Genomic DNA, 19,832 nt, shown 5'->3' with positions numbered 1-19,832 from the left:
AATAGTAATTATTTTAGTAGTTATCATGTAGATTTAATCTAAATTACAAAGAATTGAGAGCCTCTTTTAAGGTTATTTTTTTATTTCCCTTGAATGCTACAACAAAAGCTCCATTATACCCTAACTTTCTTACATTTGACTGAAATGTTTTAACCTCTTGAAAACTAGCAGTTTCACCATAGTAATATTTATAGTAACCATCGATAAAAAGTGTCCTAACACCACTCAACCCTTTAAATTTCAAACCCTTACCCCCCAACTTAGTTTTAGATGCAGCTATCTGTACGCTAAAATATATCTTGTTTTTGATCGATATCGTTTCTAATTTTGTATCCTCATTTTGATTTTCTACTTTTATTTTCTTTGGCGGATGGTTCAAAATTTCTTTTTTAATAGTGTCATTACGAATTATTTCTTTTGTAGTTTCTTTTGTATTTACTGAAATATTTGGCAATTCTTTTACTGAATTTATTCTGATCCTTTTAACATATTTTTCAATAGCACTTGCTATCGCCTTTGCCATTTTATACTGACCTGTTCTAGAATTCAAAAATTTACCTTCAATTTTGTTGGATATAAAACCTAATTCAATTAAAACACTTGGCATTACTGTTTCTCTCAAAACCAAAAAATTTGCTTGTTTTACTTTTCTATCAAATCTTTTGATACCTCTAAAATTCGATTGTACGAAACCACCAAAAGCCAAACTCAAATCTAAGTTTTCTTCCTGCAAAACAGAAAGTGCTATAACTGTTTCTGGGGAATTTGGATCGTAGTCATAATTCTTCTTGTAATCATCTTCCAACAAGATTACTTCATTTTCTTTCTTTACAATTTCAAAATTTTCCTTATTGCCTCGTAATCCTAAAACATAGGTTTCTGCTCCATGGGGTTTACTTGATTTATTTGCATTACAATGAATCGAAACAAATAAATCTGCATTTTTCTCATTTGCTATTCTTGCTCTATTGTGGAGTTCTATAAAAACGTCTTTTTTTCTAGTAAAAATTACATCTAAATCTTTTTCTTTTTTTAGAATTTCTCCTGTTTTCAGAGCTAAACTTAATGCAATTTTTTTTTCTACATAACCACCTCTTGACGCCCCATAATCTTTACCACCATGACCTGCATCCAGAACAATAGTAAATTTTTTTTGCGCGCTTATTGTTTTTATTCCCAAAGAAAAGGTAAATATCAAAAAAAGTGTAAAAGTTAACTTTTTGATAATATATTTACCACATTTTAAGATTCTCATCAATTATTTTTAAGTAATTTTGGCGTTCGAATTTGGATAATCAAATAAAAGACCAAAATTTAATTTAACACAAAAATAGTATTTATAGTATTGCGAACAAATCTAACTAACATAGTTTTATTTTTAAGTTTCTTTAGTATTCATCTTTGTTACTCTCAAAATTTGAGTATTAAAGATACTTTACAGCTAAAAAAGGCAACTTCATTAGATAAACGAAATGATACTTTAAATAAAAAAAAGTTAGAAAAAAAGCTACTTAATTCAAATGATTCTATTTCAAATGATTCCATTACAAAACCCAAAGAAGTTATTGACGGGATCATTACACATGATGCTAAAGACTACACTATCCAAAACGCAAAAAACAAAACTATTACACTGTACAATGAGGCAAGAGTCACATATACTGATATAGATTTAAAAGCTGGAATAATAATTTTAGATTACAAAAACAATACTGTTTATGCCAAGGGAATTAAAGATAGCCTAGGATATCATCAGATTCCTCAGTTTAAGCAAGGAGAACAAGAAAGTGAACAGGACTCTATTATTTTTAATTTTAAAACTAAAAAAGCCTTAATTTATGGGGTAAAAACAATTCAAGATGAAATAATTACTTACGGAACCAAAACAAAGCGAGTTAATGATTCTACAATTTATATGCGTAAATTACGTTTCACTACATCTCAGAAAGAAATTCCTGATTATTATATAGCTACTAACAAAGCAAAACTTGTCCCTGGTAAAAAAATTATTGTGGGAGGAAGTCATTTAGTACTTGCAGATGTTCCAACCCCTTTATACTTACCTTTTGCTTATTTTCCCCTCACAGATAAAAGAAGTTCTGGCTTTATAATTCCTACTTGGGGAGATAGTAATAGTCAAGGGTTTTTTCTACAAAATGGAGGATATTATTTCGCTATAAATGATTATTTTGACCTGACTGCTCTAGGTGATATTTACACAAATGGGAGCTGGGGATTACGAACTGATTCGAATTACTACGTGCGTTACAAATTTAGTGGTAATTTTAGTGTAAGATTTGAGAATATTATTCAAGGAATAAGAGGTTTAAGTAATTACAACAAATCATCAAACTTTAATATTCAATGGAGTCATAGTCAAGATTCAAAAGCAAGTCCAAACTCCCGATTTTCAGCCTCTGTTAATTTAGGAAGTAGTCAATACTATAGTCAATCTTTGAATGAATTTAATAATTCTCAAAGGCTAACAAATACATTAAGCTCATCTATTTCGTATTACAAAAACTTTGTAGGAACACCCTTTAATATGAATGTGACAGCTACACATCAGCAAAATACAAATAACAACAGCATTTCGATGACTTTTCCATCACTGCAAGTAAATATGGATAGGATTTATCCATTTACAGGTAAAGGAGGAATCAAAAATAATCCTATTCAAAAAATGGGGTTAAACTATAGTATGAGCAGCCAATATAGTATCACCACAACAGATGAAGAATTCCTGAGTAAAAAAATGTTTAGAGAAGCCAAATCTGGTATTCAACACAACTTAAGTACTAATACCAATTTAAAAGCTCTTAAATATTTCACTATATCTCCTTCAGTTAGTTATAAAGATGTTTGGTATTTTAAAAGTATTCATAAGAGATATGATTCTAATGTAATAAATAGTCAAGGAAATCAAGGTGCTGTAGTAAATGATACAATTAATGGATTTACAAGGTTTCATGATTATAATTTTGGAGCATCACTGTCAACTAATATCTATGGAACGTTTAATTTTAAAAAAGGACGATTAAAAGCCATTAGACATACTATTAGACCTTCAATTTCTTATAGTTACCGTCCCAATTTTGCAGAGGCACACGAACTAACAGTCCAAAACAGTAGTGACCCTAATGATATACTTACCTACACTCCTTTTGAAGGCGGTATCTATGGAGCACCAAGTAGTGGTATTTCCAATTCCATAGGAATTTCCATCAATAATGTTATTGAAGCTAAGGTTGCTCCAAAAGATCCAGATAGTGAAGAAGAATTAAAAAAAGTAACCATTTTAAATAACCTAAACTTTAGTACAAGTTATAATATTGCCGCAGATAGCTTAAAATGGAGTCCTGTTAGTGCAAATGCGGGTACAAGGTTGTTCAAAGATAAATTAGCCTTAAACTTAAATGCAACACTCGATCCCTACCAAGTAAATGACAGAGGAACTAGAATTAACAAATTTAACGCATCTATTTTCCGTGTAACCAATGTTGGTGTTACAGCTAATTACTCCATATCCAGTCAAGATTTCGAAAAAGATGAAAAAGACGACTCAAAAAACAATGGTAACGGAGCCCAAAATACACCTGATGTTTTTGGTCAAAACTTACCTAACAGCAATGCTTTTGTAAACGAAACGAGAACTAATAGCAACAATATTTCTAAAACAAAAGTTTCAAAATTATATAATTCAAAAATTCCTTGGAGTTTAAACCTAGTTTATGCTATGAACTATTCCAGTAATGGAATAACTAGCGGTATTGGAAATAATTCTTTGATGTTTAGTGGTAACCTTGAATTATCTCCCAAATGGAAAGTCGATTTCTCTTCTGGATACGATATAAAAAATGATGCCTTTACTTTTACAAGGTTAGGTTTTTCTAGAGACCTTGATAGCTGGAGATTTAACTTTAATTGGACACCATTTGGTAGAAATACGGCTTATTATTTTTTCATTGGGGTAAAATCATCGGTTATGAGTGATTTAAAATGGGATAAAAATAAACCACCAGATAGAGTTTTATTCTAAACCAAAAATCATTTTATAATATTTAATTCTGACTTTCTTAATTAAAACATATCAAAATCAGTAATTAAATAATTTTAATTATTATTACAATCTAATATTGATAACTTATTAATAAATGATTCAATCTTATGAAAGAAATTATAACAACAACAAAAGCCCCAGAGCCAATAGGTCCCTATAATCAAGCTATATTGAAAGGTAATACCCTATATACCTCTGGTCAAATAGCTATTGATCCTACGTCTGGTGAATTAGTTTTATCATCAATTGAAGAAGAAACTAAACAAGTTATGGAAAATATGAGAGAAGTTTTAGCTGCAGCAGGTATGACTTTTGAAGATGTTGTAAAAACATCAATTTTTATTTCTGATATGAATAATTTTTCAAAAATAAACTTAGTATACGGAGAGTATTTTAGTGATAATACTGCTCCAGCTAGAGAAACTGTAGAAGTAGCTAATTTACCTAAATTTGTAAATGTAGAGATTAGCATGATTGCTATTAAATAATTATATTTTCAATAGCAAACTAAAATCATAAATTTTTACGTTTATTTTGTAATAAAATATTAGGAACTTTTAGTTCTTAATATTTTATATATATATTCATAATGAAAGTCAAATTGCTCTAACTAACAATTTTGCTGTTGATGGGTTTGTAGCCAATGGAACATTGTGAACATCACATAAGCGCATAAGCATTGAAATATCTGGTTCGTGAGGGTGTTTTTCATGGGGATCTCTAAAAAAAAGTACCATTTGGCATATTCCTTCTGCTACCCTACCTGCAATTTGCGCATCGCCTCCATAAGGACCTGATAAAAATTTCCTGACATTAAAACCAGATTTTTCAGCTATTGCACCTGTTGTTCCCGTAGCTATTAAATCAACTTTTTTATTAAGTAAAATGCTTCTATTTTCATCTAAAAATTTTAACATCTCTTCTTTTTTACCATTATGTGCTATTATTGCAATTTCCATGTAATATAAAAAATCCCGCATTAAAACGGGAAAATTAATGTTTTAGTTTATAAACTTGCCGAATATAACAACAAATCGACTATTTTAGTTGCGTAACCGAATTCATTGTCATACCAAGAAATTACTTTAAAAAAATTATCATTTAGCTCTAAAGAAGCGTCTGCATCAATTACTGATGTCCTAGGTTCAGAGACGAAATCCTGAGAAACGACTTCGTCAGTCGTGTATCCTATTATTCCTTTATAATCTCCAATAGAAGCTCTTTTAAAAGCAGCTAATATTTCTTTTAAAGATGTTTTCTTTTCTGTTCTAAAAGTTAAGTCAATTAAAGACACATCTGGAACAGGTACTCTAACAGCCATACCTGTTAATTTTCCTTTTAACTCAGGTATAACTTTCGTAACAGCTTTTGCTGCTCCTGTACTTGTTGGTATAATATTATTTACTACTGTACGACCTCTTCTCCATTTTTTATTCGGTCCATCAACTACATTCTGAGTAGATGTAGCCGCATGAACAGTGGTCATAAGCCCTTCCTTGAAACCAAATTCATCATTAATTATTTTGGTTACAGGTGCCAAACAGTTTGTAGTACAAGATGCGTTTGAAAAAACTATTTCATCGGCTGTCAATTTTTGATGATTGACACCCATTACATACATATTCGCATCCTTGGATGGTGCTGAAATAATAACTTTTTTAGCTCCTGCTTTAATGTGAAGTGCTGCCTTGTCTTTATCAGTAAAAAAGCCTGTAGATTCGATCACATAATCAACATTAACTTCATTCCACCTTAAATTTTCAGGTTTTTTTTCAGCAGTAACTCGAATTTCTTGTCCGTTTACAACTAAATTTCCTTCTTTCACGCTTATTGTGCCAGGAAATCGACCGTGTACTGAATCATACTTCAACAAGTAAGCTAAATAATCTACATCAAGTAAATCATTTATTGCTACAATTTGGATATTTTCTCTCATCACAGCAGAACGAAAAGCAATTCTTCCGATTCTACCAAAACCATTGATCCCTACTTTTATCATGTCCCTTTTTAATTTATCATATTAAAACTTTCAAATAATCCGGTAAACAAGATTTAAAAATTATTAAACCTTACCTACTAAGGAGTACAAATATAAGCCATATTAGTACAAAAAAACTGGTTACAATAGAATTCCTAAAAGTTTTGAACAGATTTATAATATTCGTTTATAATGAAGAAGAAAATTCTATTTTTTCTACATTTGATAATGATGCCGAGTACTCTGCTAAGTCTACTAGTTTAGTTGCATACCCCACTTCGTTATCATACCATGAAACAACCTTAATAAAATTCTCAGATAGTGCAATTCCTGCATTGGCATCAAAAATGGAAGTGCGGGTATCACCAACGAAGTCTTGAGAAACAACGAGTTCCTCTGTGTAACCTAAAACTCCATTCATTTCTCCTTGTGAAGCTTCTTTCATCGCTAGTTTTATATCCTCGTAAGACGCTTTATTTTTTAATCTAACAGTTAAGTCTACTACTGAAACATCCATAGTAGGAACTCTAAAAGCCATTCCTGTAAGTTTTCCGTCCAATTCAGGTATTACTTTACCTACTGCTTTTGCAGCCCCTGTGGAAGATGGTATTATGTTATGTAAGGAAGCTCTTCCTCCTCTCCAATCCTTTAAGGAAGGCCCATCGACAGTTTTTTGTGTTGCTGTAGTCGCATGCACTGTAGTCATTAACCCTTCTTCAATACCAAATTTATCGTTGAGGACTTTTGCTATTGGTGATAAGCAATTTGTGGTACAGGATGCATTAGAAAAAATAACATCACTATCTTTTAACTTATGATTATTCACCCCCATTACGAACATTGGTGCATCTGGTGATGGAGCAGAAATAATTACTTTTTTAGCTCCACCAGTGATATGTAATTGTGCCTTTTCAATAGTTTTAAAAAAACCTGTACATTCTAAAACGTATTCCACACCTACATCATTCCATTTCAATTTTTCTGGATTACGTTCTGCTGTGACTCTAATTTCTTTTCCATTAACAAAAAGTTTATTATCAACAACCTCAACAACTCCATCAAATTCACCATGTACTGAGTCATATTTTAACATATAAGCTAAATAATTTACATCGTCTAGTAAATCATTAATAGCTATTATTTGAACATTTGAACGCTTTATGGCAGATCTAAAAGCCAATCTACCTATTCTTCCAAATCCATTTATTCCTATTTTTATCATAATATATCTTTTTTATGTGGTCATTATGTCTGAAACTCTCAAAAGTTCCATATTAATTTCCTGTATACCTTTAATTGCTTTTTCTAAACTTGTTGATACCACCTGATTGTCTTTCAACCCAACCATTATATTTGTTTTACCATCAATGAGTAATTCAACAGCTTTAACACCTAAACGACTTGCTAATACCCTATCAAAACAAGACGGTGAACCTCCACGTTGCATATGCCCTAAAACCGAAACTCGCACCTCGTACTCTGGGAGGTTTTCTTCTACATAATCTGCTAATTCAAAAACAGTTTTACCTGACTTGTCTCCCTCCGCTACAACAACAATACTTGAGGATTTACCTGAGCTTTTACTCTTTTTAAGTGATTCCAACATTCGATCTAATCCTAAATTTTCTTCTGGAATTAAAATTTCTTCCGCTCCTGCTCCAACCCCAGCATTTAAAGCAATAAATCCTGCATCTCTTCCCATTACCTCTACAATAAACAACCTATTATGTGAAGAGGCCGTGTCTCGAATTTTATCTATTGCTTCCATTGCTGTATTTAAAGCTGTATCATAACCTAACGTATGAGAAGTACCATAAATATCATTATCAATTGTACCTGGAATACCAACAACAGGAAATTTAAATTCTTTATTAAAAACAACTCCTCCTGTAAAAGTACCATCTCCTCCAATTACAACCAAAGCATTAATATCATGTTTTATTAAGTTCTTATAGGCTTTTTGTCTTCCTTTTTTGGTCATAAATTCTTTTGATCGAGCAGACTTTAATATCGTTCCTCCTTTGTGTATTATATGATTTACACTTCTAGCTGTCATATTAATGAAATCTCCCTCAATCATCCCTTGATAGCCTCGATATATGCCAATACATTCTATTTTATAATAAGCACACGTTCTTACCACAGACCTTATTGCGGCATTCATACCAGGAGAATCACCTCCCGATGTCATTACTGCTATTCTTTTTAATTTTTCTCTCATAATTTGTTTATCAAAATTAACTGTTTTTTCGTTTCGTCTTATTTAAAAAAACGAAATCGTTTTCGATTATCCCCCTCATTGAGACCTATAAAACAGCCATATAAATCTTAGTTCAATAAAATTAATTAAATTCACTTTTTATCAAAATCTAGTATAGATTATGCATCATAATAACAGTTTTGAGTGTTAATTAAATATTCTCGTAACATTTCAAATACAAATAAAATATCCTTTATCTTATGTATAGCAAAGGTATTTTCTTACGATTTTATACAATTAAGTAACTCCTTACAATAAAACGCTAAAAACCAACATTACATCCATTTTATTAGGGGTTATTTATTGATTTCTTGTAATTCAATTAATAAAATTTGACACCTATTGTGACACCTATATATAATTAATATATTTTGTTACCTAATTTGCTTTTTTTATTTCTCCCAAAATCTGTCAAAAGAATTGGTTTTCATTATATCAATTTTAAACTCAGATTTGTCGTTTTTAGTTATAATCACACTATCAAAACCTAATTTGTCTAGTTTTTCAATTGTTGCTAATTCTCCCTCTTTTAATTGTAAAATCTTTCTTAAAAGCCAATCAGATAATGCTTTATTTGGATTTGTCATTAATGCTTTAGAGTTTTCTTGACAAACTTTTGCTTCAAATATTTCTCCTGTAGGAATTTGCAAACTAAAATTAGTATCTCTTTCTGGGAAAAAATTAGGATAATATTTATGAATATTTATCGGAATTGGAATATATATTTCGCCAAAATCTCTTTTTCTACCTCCTGCATTCCATTGATTTAATCCGCTTTTTTCATAAACAAATCTCTCTTTTTGTTTAATTCCATAAAGAGGTAAAACTATATAGTTATTTCCTTTTATCAATTTATCTGTTGCTGATTTAAAATCGTTACTTGAAAACAAATCAAGAAGTAAACTATAGGGGTCATCGATTATGTCGACTGGTAAACGAAAAACATTTTGAGGTATTATAAACTTTCTAAATAAAGTATTTTTTGAGTAATTAAAAGAATAAAAATTATACCCATCTTCAAATTGTAAACTTGCTTTATTACTTTTTACGGAATGTATATTTGTAATATCAATTTGATTATAATCGGTTTCAAAAAGTAATAATTCTTTTTTTCGTCTTGCAACAATATGATAAAGAGAAGAATCAATGTTATAAACTCTATTTGCTAAATTAATCCGTTCATTTCTATATTCTCCCAATTTTAAAGCAAGTTCTTTGCCTTTATAATTTTTTAAATCTCGTGAAAGACTATTAAATTCTGCAACTTTTTCAGTACTGCTGTCATTTTTTGAAATAAACGTCTTTAAACCAATTCCAATAGAATTATAATCTGCATCAAATGCAGTATCTGAACGAGATAGATTATTGGCTTGAAAACTTCTACAAAATATGTTTTCAGCAACTCTATAATTAATCAATGGAATTGCACTATCACTAAAAAGTCCTGATAATTTAGAAACCGCTGAAAGTAAATTTAAATAGTCACCATTGCTTTCAATGTCAATTTCTGCGAATGATTTCATAAAACTGACATTATCTCATTCGCAATTCGTTCTATTAAAGTTGTAGTTACAGAATTTCCTGCCTGCATATATAGTTTGCTGTTCGCAAGGTTTGGTAAAATATAATTTTTTGGGTAACCTTGAAAAGAAAAACATTCTCTTGGTGTTAACTTTCTAATTCCATAATTGTCTTTTATTAAAGGAACATTATGTCCGCCAGTTCCCATATTTGCAGTTAGAGTAGGACAAACGTTACTTTTATTTTCTCTAACATAAACTCTTCTCCACTGATAAACAGTGTCTTTTGAAGTCATTGTTTTTTCTAATTCAGGATAGTATTTGTGATTTTTAGGATAGTAATATTTTTCTTCTTGCTTTCCTTTTTCTAAAATATCGTGAATGTTTTTAGTTAATTCTATTTTTTTAGGAAACTTAAAATTAGAATGATTTTTAACTTGATTTGGATCAAAAGCAACAATAAAAATTCGTTCTCTATTTTGAGGTATATTTGCGTGAGTCATAGAATTTAAAACAGAGCTATAAGTTTTATACTTTAATTTTTCTTCTAAAACTTCAATAATTGTTTTAAATGTATTTCCTTTATCGTGTGAAACTAAGTTTTTTACATTTTCAAGGAAAACAACTTTTGGTTTGTGTTTCTCTATAATTTTTTCTACATCAAAAAATAAAGTTCCTCTTGTGTCCGCAAAACCTTTTCTTTTTCCGGCAATTGAAAATGCTTGACAAGGAAAGCCCGCGCATAAAATATCAAACTCGTTAGGAATATAATTTTTTGTACTTTCTTTTGTTATATCTCCAAACGGAATTTCTCCATAATTTTCTCTGTAAGTTATTTTAGCAGCTTTTTCCCATTCGCTTGTATAAACACATTTTCCACCAGTGTTTTGTAGAGCCATTCTAAAACCGCCAATCCCTGCAAATAGGTCAATAAACTTAAAAGAATAATTTTCGGGTGTAGGAAATGGAACATTTTCTACCTCAAAAAGTAATTGTTGTAAAACTTCTTCTTCTGCAATTGAATAATTTTCACCTTGTTTGTATTTTACGAAATTTTTCAGAATTTTTAGAGCATCATCTTTGTAATGTTTAGAAATTCCATTGTGAACATTGCGCAAATAATGAGTTATAACAGCTTTATCTTCTGGCTCAACAAATTTTATTTGATAGTTTTTACCATCAAATTCTTCAATACTCACACTATTTTTTGTTTTTATCAAAGGTCAAGTTATTTATATTTACAAAAATATCATTTTATTTCTAAATCAGTTTGTGGATAGAATTTTTACTGCTTTGTAGGTAACTAACGGATATACACAATTGTGTATATTCACAACCAATATAACATTGATTTAAACCACTTAAAAAAAACCTTAAAACCAACAACTTAAATAAATTAAGGACACTTTTTATCCGAATACAATTGTTTGCAAATTACTATACGTTTATTTCACTTAGCACAATTATGTCAAAAAACTTTTTCCGTTTTTAAGGTGTCGGAAAATCTTCTGTTTATAATTCGTTTGTTAAATCTTGAACATAAAAAAACACCTAAATAAAGGTGCTTTTCGGTACGTTTGTTTTTAAACCTTTCTCAAAACTTTAAGCTGTCTGTTTCGCATAATCAGGTAAACACTCAAACCAACAGCCACTCCAGGAGCAAAACCTAAAAGGATACATAGCCATCCACGTTTTATAGAGTGGACTTTTGCTTCGTACCAAATCCAAAGCGCCAAAATAGCCCAACAGACTAATAGGTCAGCCGAATAAACGGAAGAGTATGGATTCACAAAACCAGATGTTAGAGCAAAAATCATATCTGGATTTGAAATTTGTGCTGGAACAAAAAGCCATAAAAACAATCCCGTATAGAACACGGAAAAAATAGCTAATAAACTATAAAAGATTTTATTGTACATAATTTAATTTTTTAATAAATAATTTGAAATATTTTCTTCTCATCTTTTACCTTAAAACATACAGTAGGAGTAAAGGTAAAGATTTAGAAGACCTTTTCGCTACAAACTCATTTTTCTGGAGTTTTCGATTTAGGAGTCGATTTTAAAACACATATTATGTTTATAAATAAGTATAAAATATTTCAGCTTTATTTCAATTTAGAGTAGTTATTTTTAGTTTCAAAAATCAACTATTCATTGCTTTCAGCGCTGTTATTTCGGTTTGGTTTTATATGGCGCACAACGATTTTGTGCAAAGCTTGTTGCCTACAAGTTAGTGATTATTTTTTGGTTGAGTCACAAGCCAAATTTTCAAACACTTCTTAACTCCATGTTAAATAACTCAATAACAACAACTTAAACACATTACTTCTACTCATTTTTATTTTATAATTAATTTTTTAAAACCTTTTGTAATATAGACTCTTGTTTCCCCTAAAGAGTCCGAATAAACTAAATAAGCATCTATTTCTTTTAATTCGGAAAGAAGTTTTTTTGATTTTTCAATTCCCATAGCCATAAATGCAGTTGCATAACCATCTGCCTCTGCACAAGTGTTAGCAATTACATATGAACTCAAAACATTCCCTTGTTCCGCATTTCCATTTAATGGGTTAATTGTATGAACATATTTTTTATTTGTAATAGGGTCAACTCTATTTTTTCTGAAATTTCCAGAGCCAGCTATTGATTTGTTAATCAATTCTATTCTTGCTCTTGATTTTCTATTATCCACTTTGGAATCGATTCTTTCAATACCAATAGTCCAATTCATATCATAAGCCAAATTTTTGCCGATAGTTTTTATTTCTCCACCAACTTCTATTCTAAAATTGTCAATCGAATTACTTTGAATATATTCTGCCATTTTATCTATAGCGTAACCTTTTGCAATCGAATTAAAGTCAAGATAGATATTCTTTTTCTCTTTAATGACTTGGCCAGTTTTTAAAAGTTCTACTTTATCGAACCCAACATAATTCATCATAGAATCCAGTTTAAATTTAGAAATAGACTTTATCGGTTTTGTATCTCCAAATCCATAAGCATTTCTTAAAACTCCAACAGTTGGGTCAAAATAACCTTTGGATTTTAGGTGTATTTCTTTTGAAAGCATAAAAACATCCTGAAAAAGGATGTCCGTCTTTATAGCTGTATTTCCTTTGTTTATTTTGGATATATCACTTTCAGGCAGGTAAGTGCTTAAAGATTTATTAATTGCAATAACAACAGAATCAATTCCCTTTTTAATGTTATTGTCTGTGTTAAAATTATAATACTCAATTTTGTATGTAGTTCCAAAAGCAAGTCCGTTCAGCGTTATTAATTTTTCCTTTTTATTTGCACATCCCAATAGCAAAAGAGTCAACAAGAATAAGCTTAAATGTTTCATTTTTTTTGTGTTTAAATGTGTTTATCAAATATCTGGTAACGTTTTAGCTAAGCTGAATTTTAATGCAGTTTAGGTGGTGTTGTAAGCAGTAGTTCTATTTCTATTTGTTATTCTTAATTTCCAATGATTTTTGTTTTATCCAATTAACAGAAATTTTTATTGGTTCTGTCTTATTAGTATTATGTCCTAATGATGGAAATAAAACATACTCAAATGGTTTGTTCACTAATTTTAAATCGTTGAGATGCTCAATACACATTTTTACAGGAATTTGAATATCTTTTTCTCCAAATACCCAAAGACCCGGAATTGATAATTTTCTTAAAACTTCTTTTGGATCAGTAGCCTCAAATTGAAATCTATCGGGGTCGTTTTTAATATGTTTACGTGCTTCTTTTTCTGTATGATTATCCCAAAAATCGGTTCTCCCATTTGTATAGAATTGAAATCTCAATTGTTCAAGAGTAGTTATTGTAGGGCTACTCATTAAAACCATAAATTCTACTAATGGATTTTCATTTGCTACAATGGGAATTATCCAACCTGCTTGACTCGCACCAATAAGTCCAATGGGTAAATCTTTTTCTTTACTATGAATTAAATTAACAGCGGAACTTGCATCTTTTGCTAATAGAATTATATTTTCAACACTAATATTATTCGTTCCTACCTCTGGTCCTGCATAAACTCCACCAGATTCTCCAACCCCACGTTTATCATAAGTAAATACTAAAATATCGTTCTTGGCTAAAAATTCGGCAAACTTTGTCATTCGAGGTACTTGGTCAGAACCGTGAACAATGACGACTGCTGAATGTGGATGATTAGGAGTATAAATTGTACCCGCCAATTTAACCCCTTCACTTTCAAAAGTTACATTTTCTGTTTTTATAGAATCAATCGATTGAATTTTTTCTTGAGTAGATGTTATTTTTTTTTGTTTGACTGATTTATTGCAACTGTTCATAGTTACAATTAGGATTAATAATAAGAGTCGATTTGTTAATTTCATTATATAATTTTCTTCATAATCCTGTCGTATTGCCTACAACGTTTTGTGTATGGTTAGTTGCGTCTTTAAATGTACATTTTTTTCAGCTAAACACTAACTTTATAAAAAATCACTTACCTTTAGTTTGACAAGGAGTCGCAATTAACTATATACTTTATTACCATACGTTATTTTTTAATTTCATATAATACACACTCTTCTAATTTCGTGAATTCAGAAAGTAGAGGATGATTAAAATTTTTAATCTTTTTCATTCCTATTTTTTTCATAACTTTTTCCGACTTGTCATTTACCTTAGGACAGATTGATTTAATGTTTTTCAGTCCTAATTCATCAAATGCATATTCAAGACATTTCTTTGCGCCTTCTGTAGCAAAACCTTTTCCCCACTCTGCTTCAGCTAATCTCCAACCAATATCTACGCAAGGGGTGAAATCAGATTCAAATGTCTGTTTGGCAATTCCAATAAAGCCTATAAATTCATTATTTTCAAGTTTGTCAACCGCAAAATAACAGAATCCATTTTCAGAAAATTGACTTTTCATTCGGTCAATGAATTCATCAGTCTGTTTTTGTGTTGGAATAGTTGGGAAATGCTCCATTACTTTTGGGGCAGAGTTAATTAGTCCCATTTTAAATTTATCTTGCTCTGTCCAATTTCTAAATCCTAATCTTTCAGATTTAAATGTGTAATTCTCCATTTAGTTTTTTAATGTGTGATGACGGTTTAAATAAGCTGCGTTTTAATGCAGTTTGGGTGGTGTTATAAACAGGTTCATTCTTGAATTTCATACTCTATAAAATCAGTAGATATGAGAGTATTATCTACATTATATCTCTGAACTTTTATTGGATAGCCATCTTCATTATATTCGTAAATATATTTATTCGTTTCTTCAGCTCTTTTATTTTTAATTACATTATTAATATTCACGGAATTATTATTTATTAATAAATACAATTTAAAATCGTCATCAAAATTTAGAAATGGATGTTTCATTACATCAAACGAAAGATTATTCAATTCCCAATTAATCTCGTAGTTATTTGAATTACCAGAAAGAGATTTCCATTTAGTTATATTTCCCAATAAATTATATTCAAATTCATACTTTTCACATAGATCTGAAGAAATATTACATTCTTCTATTTTTTTTACTCTATTATATTGATCGTAGGTATAAGAAGTATTTTTAAAATGAGAATTATTCTCGTAAGACTTTATATTTGTAAGTTTATTATTCTCATACTCAAAAATACTAAAATAACTATTATCATAGCTACTTATTATTTTATCTACTCTTGCATTTGAATATATTATTTTAAAGTAACTAGAGTTATTTTTAAAAAATTCAATTGGTCTAAAATTTAAATCAAACCTGTACTCAAACACCTGAATATCACCCCCTATTTCTGTTGTATTTTTTTTTACATAGTATTTTTTTTCTGTAGAAGGCTCAATCGAATCTTCAATCGATGAACATCCTAGTATTAAGAATAAAAATGTGCTTATTAAAAAATGCTTTTTCATATTATTAATTTTGCTTTCAAATTGTTTGTAACGTTTTGGGTATGGTTTGTTGCGATTTTTTACCAAATGTAAATAAAAATTATCTGTTTTTGGTTTCAACGAATACTATCTAAAATCTCCTCCTCCAAATCACATTTTAATATTTTTGATTTCCTCTTTATTACCTTTCCATACTTTTTCAACTTTGAATTTATAAATGTATCCGTCATTTACTTCTTTAAACTCCAATACTGTACCTTTAAATATTTCAGAAGAATTTTCTATTTCTATTTTCAGTGAATTAGATACACATTTACAGGCATATAAAGTTTGTTAGCTTACAAGAATTAAAACTGATAATATTATTCGTTTCACTTTCTATTTTTATTGAAGTAGAACTAGCGGATATACACAATTATATATTTCAGTTGCAAATATAAACGTTTACAAATATTTAAATCTAACAATAAAAATTTTCAATTTTTGATCACCAGTTTCACTAAAATCTAGGCATAAAAAAACATCCTAAAAGGTGCTTTTCGACACGTGTGTTTTTGGCGTTTTGTATAAGAATAGTATAGGCTAAAACGTACTTACTTGTTGGATTTAGAACTTAACTCTTATTTTTTTATACTTTGTTAGATACAGTTAACGTTTCACAAAGGAAACTCCATATTTATTTGCTATGGAATCAATTTTATTTTTTGTCAGTTTATTCTCTTTTGATTCTTTTGAGATTTCATTAAAAAAATTTTCAAATCCACCCGGAGTAATAGTATTCATAGTAATACCTACAACGCTATCCATATTTACAAAAGTATGGGGTATGCCTCTCGGCAATTTAATAAAATCACCTTCCTTTGCTTCAATTTTTTCACTACCACAATTAAACACGTAATTACCTTTCAAAATATAAAAAAGTTCGTCTTCATTTTTATGAACATGGAGAGGGGGGCCTTGATTAGGCGGTGTTTCGGAAATAATAACTGAGTACTCATCATTTGTTTGACTACTTAAAATTTTTCCAACAATCTTTACTCCCAAAACATTCCATTCTTCACCTTGCTCAGATTTTACATGTATTAGGTTGTTAGAATTTTCATTATTTCTTGGGAGGGATTTTTTATTATTCATTTTGCAACTATAACTAAATATACTCAAGAGTATAAGTATTGAAATTTTTTGAATACGAAGTGTAATATGCATAATTCTGACTAATATTTTTATATCATTTTAAAGACCAACTGTTAATATCTTTGATTTTTAGTCTTAATTTTTTGTTACAGCTACTTAAAAATTAGCTTGAAGAAATTATTTCCTTTTCCGAAAAACAGGAATTGTATCAAACTAGCATTTATATACAACTGTTATATTTCTTTTTAAAAAGACGAATCTATTAATAAACAAATAAAAACTCAAATCAAAAAAGGATTTATTTGTAGAGTTTATGAGCTTTGTAATGATATTTTCATGTAACATAAATATTTACAAACATTTACATCTAGCAATAAAAATTTTAGATTTTTGATCGCCAGTTTTACAAAATTTAGGCATAAAAAACACCGTAAAAGGTACTTTTTAGCGCGTGTGCTTTAAAAATTTCGCACAAAATTGTTTTAAGTCAGTTTTGGTGTTGTTGTGAACAGTGCTTTTCTAATATTACTTATTAAATTCAATTATTTCATTGTTTATAGACCTCCAAAGGAATTCCATTTGGATCTCTAAAATAAAAAGCATAATAAGAGCCTGTATATTCTGGATATTTTCTTGGTTCACGAGATATAGTTACATTCAGCTTTTTAATAAGTTCATAAACTTTATCGACTTCATTATCAGTTTTTAACTCAAAGGCCAAGTGGTCGAGCCCCACATCTCGAACAAATGGTTCACTCGCTTTATGATTATCAAATCTTATCCAAAGATTATGCTGGGCTTGTTTGTATGATTTCATTTTACCAAAATCACCTTGGTCAATATGATCAATTTTAAATCCCAATTCCATCATGAGTTTGTCATAGAACAATTCAGAATCATTAAAATCTTTTACGTTTAATATTATATGTCCTATTATCGCTTTCAAAATTCAGTATTTGTACTTATTTATTCACATTACGTAAAACGATAACGGTTTGTATAAACCACATTCAATGGGTTTTATGCGCTGTTATAAGTCATTACGCTTAGTTTTTATTCTTTAATAATTTCTGAACTAAAATTTCTAAATCCTTAATCCTAAAATTTTGCTTTTTCAATTGTTCAATCTCCTTTTTCTGAGAGTTACTCTCTTTTTGTTAATCAATGGTATACAAAATCAACTCCTCAATTTTTGGAGTAATTTAGCGTACATAATTAATTGAAGAAATATTTATAAATTTACTTTTTTTGATAACTTGCCTAATGAATTTGAAAATATCGAAAAAACAAAAATTAACACCTCTGATACCCCCCCAAAAAAACACCTGTATAAACCAAACACTTAACAACAAATATTTACTATTATGTAGAGAAAGAATATTGAAGAAATAGCTTGGTACTATGTTGATTTATTTTATAACCTTTTTAAACTGTAAAATTATTTCCTGTATCTTTTTATGGTAAAATTCACTTGGAAAAAGATCTTTTAATATGAAATGGTATTCATAATCTAAACTTAAAGCATTTTTTAAATGAGTTAAACTATAATCTTCCTTTCCTAAAACCATAAATAATCCACATAATCTATATTCTATCTCTGCAAACTCTTTATATACCTTTTTTGCCTTTACCATTACAGTGAGAGCTTCATCATATTCACCAAGAAACAACAATACATCTGATAGCGCAACATAAATCTCAATCGCATTATCCTCCAATTCAATACATTTATAAAAAGCTTTTACTGCTTCTTCAAAAAAGTTAAGTTTTAAATTGATGTCTCCATATTTTCTCCAAAACAACGAATTATATTCATCAATACTTATTGCTTTATTGATGTAATAAAGTGACTTAGGATAATTTTTATTTGTGTAGTAAGCCGCAGCAAGTGCCATCCACCCTCTATCCAAAAGAGGATCTTCATGAACAGACTTTTTGTAAAAATGTATTGCAGTAGATAAATTATCAAGTTTTTGATAACATTCTCCTATTCTAATATAGGCATAAGCAGTAGGATCATCAAGCTCCAATGTAATTAAATAATTATCAATTGCCTCTTGATATCTTTTAAGTTTTTCAAGTGTTTTAGCCTTTTCTAAGTAACCTCCTATAAATGCATCATCTATAATAACAGCAAAATCAAAAGATTGCAGTGCTTCATCAAACATCCCAATTTCAAAATACTGACGACCTATTTGATGCCATGCTACTTCACTAAAAGGGTTCTTTTCAAGATATCTATTTAGATATCTAATTGCTCCATTGTTGTTCTGTTGCATATCATAGCAATACACAATATTATAAAGAGACGAATAATCTTCTATATCTGCATCTATACATTTTTTGAAATTTGAAAGCGCATTTTCATAATCATCTAAGTATAAATATTCCATACCTATCATTGACCATATATCCTCCGGGTCTTTTACAAACTCAAGAGATGTTTTCAAAATTGATATCGCTTCTTTATGCTTTCGGTTCTTAGATAAAATTGTTGCTCTTTGAATAAAAACCTCATCATTATAAGGCTCTACTGCTTCAACATCTGCTAGTAATTTAGTTGCGAGTGAAAGCTTTTCATCAAATATCAACAATTCGATATGCATTAATTTCAACTGTATTGACGTCGGATGCTGTTCTAACCCCAATTTAACAGCTTTTTTTGCTAACGAATGCTTTCCTACATTTAAATAATGTTCTATAATTTCTTCGAACTCTGTGGCATCAAAAAAATAAATATCGTTTGTCTTTAGCATTGATTCAAATTTCGATACTGGCATATTCTTTTCCTTTGATAAACATCTAAAATTACAACAACATAGCTAGCTTCCTACCTTTCTTCACATTTATTGTTAACAAAGTAATTAACAATTTTAATAACCTGCTCTCTTACTTACACATAGAATTATTTTTTTTAAGCCCTGATTCAATTAAATGCCTCAGAAAAAAATATCATTGGTTTTTTAATGATTTCTGGTTCCTTATCAAAATGAAAGGATAAAATCAA

17 protein-coding genes are annotated in these 19,832 nt (G+C 29.5%); 2 read left to right on the top strand and 15 right to left on the bottom strand.

Features of this window, described 5'->3' with window-relative positions:
* Window positions 1–43: 43 nt before the first annotated feature.
* Window positions 44–1,255: an N-acetylmuramoyl-L-alanine amidase family protein gene (locus ACSIGE_RS14355; RefSeq protein WP_440880564.1), complete on the bottom strand. Its 1,212-nt coding sequence runs from the start codon at window positions 1,253–1,255 to the stop codon at window positions 44–46.
* 162 nt (window positions 1,256–1,417) lie between these two features.
* On the opposite strand from ACSIGE_RS14355, the gene ACSIGE_RS14350 reads away from it, so the two are divergent.
* Both ACSIGE_RS14350 and ACSIGE_RS14345 read left to right on the top strand, forming a co-directional pair.
* A complete protein-coding gene (locus ACSIGE_RS14350; protein ID WP_440880563.1) occupies window positions 1,418–4,039 on the top strand; it encodes a putative LPS assembly protein LptD in 2,622 nt (873 codons plus the stop codon).
* Between the two features lie 128 nt (window positions 4,040–4,167).
* Window positions 4,168–4,548, top strand: coding sequence for a Rid family detoxifying hydrolase (locus ACSIGE_RS14345; protein ID WP_440880562.1), 381 nt, complete (start codon window positions 4,168–4,170; stop codon window positions 4,546–4,548).
* Window positions 4,549–4,656: 108 nt separating this feature from the next.
* On the opposite strand, the gene ACSIGE_RS14340 is transcribed toward ACSIGE_RS14345, so the two are convergent.
* From ACSIGE_RS14340 to ACSIGE_RS14275, 14 genes are all read right to left on the bottom strand, one after another.
* Entirely contained in the window at window positions 4,657–5,019 is a 363-nt protein-coding gene (locus ACSIGE_RS14340) for a methylglyoxal synthase (protein ID WP_440882223.1), read from the bottom strand.
* Between the two features lie 47 nt (window positions 5,020–5,066).
* On the bottom strand, window positions 5,067–6,059 hold the full coding sequence (gene gap, locus ACSIGE_RS14335; protein ID WP_440880561.1) for a type I glyceraldehyde-3-phosphate dehydrogenase: 993 nt from the start codon (window positions 6,057–6,059) through the stop codon (window positions 5,067–5,069).
* Between the two features lie 166 nt (window positions 6,060–6,225).
* Entirely contained in the window at window positions 6,226–7,260 is a 1,035-nt protein-coding gene (gene gap, locus ACSIGE_RS14330; protein ID WP_440880560.1) for a type I glyceraldehyde-3-phosphate dehydrogenase, read from the bottom strand.
* A gap of 12 nt (window positions 7,261–7,272) precedes the next feature.
* Entirely contained in the window at window positions 7,273–8,259 is a 987-nt protein-coding gene (pfkA, locus tag ACSIGE_RS14325) for a 6-phosphofructokinase (RefSeq protein ID WP_440880559.1), read from the bottom strand.
* A gap of 431 nt (window positions 8,260–8,690) precedes the next feature.
* The gene (locus ACSIGE_RS14320) at window positions 8,691–9,821 is read right to left on the bottom strand and encodes a restriction endonuclease (protein ID WP_440880558.1); all 1,131 of its coding nucleotides are present in this window, start codon (window positions 9,819–9,821) and stop codon (window positions 8,691–8,693) included.
* Window positions 9,818–11,038: a DNA cytosine methyltransferase gene (locus ACSIGE_RS14315; RefSeq protein ID WP_440880557.1), complete on the bottom strand. Its 1,221-nt coding sequence runs from the start codon at window positions 11,036–11,038 to the stop codon at window positions 9,818–9,820. The genes ACSIGE_RS14320 and ACSIGE_RS14315 overlap by 4 nt, the downstream gene beginning before the upstream one ends.
* Before the next feature lie 363 nt (window positions 11,039–11,401).
* Window positions 11,402–11,737, bottom strand: coding sequence for a DUF2834 domain-containing protein (locus ACSIGE_RS14310; RefSeq protein WP_440880556.1), 336 nt, complete (start codon window positions 11,735–11,737; stop codon window positions 11,402–11,404).
* Between the two features lie 421 nt (window positions 11,738–12,158).
* Window positions 12,159–13,169, bottom strand: a complete 1,011-nt coding sequence (locus ACSIGE_RS14305) for an FAD:protein FMN transferase (RefSeq protein ID WP_440880555.1) — start codon at window positions 13,167–13,169, stop codon at window positions 12,159–12,161.
* 100 nt (window positions 13,170–13,269) lie between these two features.
* Window positions 13,270–14,136, bottom strand: coding sequence for an alpha/beta hydrolase family protein (locus ACSIGE_RS14300; RefSeq protein ID WP_440880554.1), 867 nt, complete (start codon window positions 14,134–14,136; stop codon window positions 13,270–13,272).
* A 212-nt stretch (window positions 14,137–14,348) separates the two neighbouring features.
* Complete coding sequence (locus ACSIGE_RS14295; RefSeq protein WP_440880553.1) at window positions 14,349–14,882, bottom strand: GNAT family N-acetyltransferase; 534 nt, start codon at window positions 14,880–14,882, stop codon at window positions 14,349–14,351.
* A 74-nt stretch (window positions 14,883–14,956) separates the two neighbouring features.
* Window positions 14,957–15,712 carry a hypothetical protein gene (locus tag ACSIGE_RS14290; RefSeq protein ID WP_440880552.1) on the bottom strand — a complete coding sequence of 252 codons (756 nt, stop codon included), beginning with the start codon at window positions 15,710–15,712 and terminating at the stop codon, window positions 14,957–14,959.
* A gap of 627 nt (window positions 15,713–16,339) precedes the next feature.
* Entirely contained in the window at window positions 16,340–16,825 is a 486-nt protein-coding gene (locus ACSIGE_RS14285) for a cupin domain-containing protein (RefSeq protein WP_440880551.1), read from the bottom strand.
* Window positions 16,826–17,372: 547 nt separating this feature from the next.
* Window positions 17,373–17,771 (bottom strand): VOC family protein, encoded by a 399-nt coding sequence (locus ACSIGE_RS14280; RefSeq protein WP_440880550.1) that lies wholly within the window; start codon window positions 17,769–17,771, stop codon window positions 17,373–17,375.
* Between the two features lie 463 nt (window positions 17,772–18,234).
* Window positions 18,235–19,605 carry a tetratricopeptide repeat protein gene (locus ACSIGE_RS14275; protein ID WP_440880549.1) on the bottom strand — a complete coding sequence of 457 codons (1,371 nt, stop codon included), beginning with the start codon at window positions 19,603–19,605 and terminating at the stop codon, window positions 18,235–18,237.
* Window positions 19,606–19,832 lie beyond the last annotated feature (227 nt).

The sequence above is a fragment of the Tenacibaculum profundi genome (assembly GCF_052050075.1).
Lineage (GTDB): Bacteria > Bacteroidota > Bacteroidia > Flavobacteriales > Flavobacteriaceae > Polaribacter.
The sequence above is the reverse complement of the archived record's forward strand: the minus strand, read 5'-3'. Positions and strand labels throughout refer to the sequence as shown.